The sequence below is a fragment of the Floridaenema fluviatile BLCC-F154 genome (genome assembly GCF_041929135.1).
Taxonomy (GTDB): Bacteria; Cyanobacteriota; Cyanobacteriia; order Cyanobacteriales; family Aerosakkonemataceae; genus Floridanema; species Floridanema fluviatile.
On sequence record NZ_JBHFNS010000063.1, the window covers coordinates 1 to 2,194 of the forward strand.

The following is a 2,194-nucleotide window of genomic DNA, read 5'->3' on the forward strand; positions in this document are numbered from 1 at the left end:
CCAACTTATAAAATTCTCACAGTAGATGACAAACCAATTAATCGCCAATTATTAATTAAATTGCTCAGTCCTTTGGGATTTGAATTAAAAGAAGCTACTAATGGAATGGAAGCGATCGCTATTTGGGATGAATGGGAACCTAATTTAATTTTTATGGATATGAGAATGCCTGTCATGGATGGTTACGAAGCGACAAAACATATTAAATCCACTACTAAAGGTAATGCTACAGCGATCGTTGCGGTAACTGCAAGTGTTTTAGAAGAAGAAAAAGTGATCGTTCTTTCCTCTGGATGCGATGACTTTATTCGCAAACCCTTTACGGAACACACTATTTTTGACATTTTAGCCAAACATTTAGGAGTCAAATATATCTATGCAGAAACCAAACCTTCTACCCCGAATATTCCTAGAGATAATGCTTTAATCTCACAACAGTTAACCTGTATGTCTCAAGAGTGGATAATCAAACTAAATCAAGCGGCTCTTGAGGTAAATTCTCAGATGATCTTGCAATTGATTACAGAAATTACCCCGCAAGAAAGTTATTTGATACAATTTCTCACACAACTGGTACAAGAATTTCAATTTGAGCAACTGCTTGACCTAACGGAATCATTAATAACCCATGATGAGCGAGTACCTTCATAAACTTAAAAAAGACAGACAAATACCCCTAAGATTATTGTTAATTACTCCCTTTGTCCTGCAAATTATTGGAGCAGTAGGACTAGTTGGTTATCTTTCTTACCGTAGTGGACAACAAGCGGTAGAAAATATGGCGAAACCTTTGATGTCGGAAATTGGCGATCGCATCGAGCAAAATTTAGCTAATTATCTCGCTCAACCCACAAAAGTTGCTAAGAATAATGCCAATGCTATCAAATTAGGTGTCCTCAACTGGCAAGATTTAGCCATCGTAGAGCGATATTTTTGGCAGCAAATGAACACTTTTAAGAGTATAGGCGGTTTCATTATTGCCAACGAACAAAAAGATGTCTTAACATTAGGAGTAACTGATGATGGCATTTATGGTGTAAGGATTAAGGATAAATCAACTAATAACTACTTCGATAATTATTTAACTAACAGTCAAGGAAAGCGTATCAAATTCCTCAGACGTTCCACAACTTATGAACCCCTTAATAATGCTCCTAATACACCTTGGTATAGAAGAGCAAAACAGGAAAATCGTCTAATTTGGGACATTCTTGTTTCTCAGTTTAAGACCGACGATCTGATCTTGATTGCTGCTAATGGTGTGCCGTTTTACGATCGCAATAATAATTTTCGAGGAGTTCTCGGCAATTCAGTTTCTCTAGGTCGATTAAGTAATTTTTTGAAAAGTATCAAAATTGGTAAAACTGGTCAGGCTTTAATTATAGAACGAAATGGATTATTCATTGCCACTTCCACCGGAGAAACTCCTTTTATTCCTGGCTTACTGGCTGAAGATAATCAGAAAAATTCCGTCAAAAATTTAGATCCCGCCAAACGGAGATTGAATATTGTTAACAGTAGTAATTTAGTAACTCAGAAAATAGCTACTTATTTAAATAATTATTTTCGAGGTTTTCAGGCAATCAAGAAAAAGCAATATCTTCGCATTCAAATTGATGGGAAAGCTTACTTTGTGGAAATTGTCCCTTTGCAAGTAGAAAAAGATTTTGATTGGTTGACAATTATAATTATTCCTGAAACTGATTTCATGGCAGAAATTCAGGCTAATAGACAATGGACAATTCTGTTATGTATTTTGACTTTATTGATAGCAATAGGCATCGGTATTTTAACAGCCCGTTGGATTACAATTCCGATCGGGCGATTAAGCCAAGCTAGTAGTGCGATCGCCAAAGGCGAAATGAATCAGGTTGTAAATATCAAAGGAATTTCTGAATTAGATACTTTGTCCAATGCTTTTAATAGTATGGCAAGTCAATTACAAACATCTTTTGAAACTTTAGAACATCGGGTAAAAGAACGTACTGCTGAGTTAGCCATTGCCAAAGAAAAAGCCGAAGTTGCAAATCAAGCTAAAAGTACATTTATTGCTAATATGAGTCATGAATTGCGATCGCCCCTAAATGCAATTCTCGGCTTTTCCCAATTGATGTTACGTAGCAAAAATTTTCCCTCTGACCAAGTTGAAAATGCCGGAATTATCTATCGAAGTGGAGAATATTTACTCACATTA

The 2,194-nt window shown here is 35.9% G+C and carries 2 protein-coding genes; both read left to right on the top strand.

The genetic code is table 11. The features are described from left to right. A partial coding sequence (locus tag ACE1B6_RS16260) for a response regulator (protein ID WP_413258297.1) occupies positions 1-651 on the top strand: 651 nt, incomplete at its 5' end. Further along, positions 629-2,194 (top strand): HAMP domain-containing protein (locus tag ACE1B6_RS16265; RefSeq protein ID WP_413258298.1); only part of this gene is annotated, 1,566 nt, incomplete at its 3' end. The genes ACE1B6_RS16260 and ACE1B6_RS16265, both read left to right, overlap by 23 nt.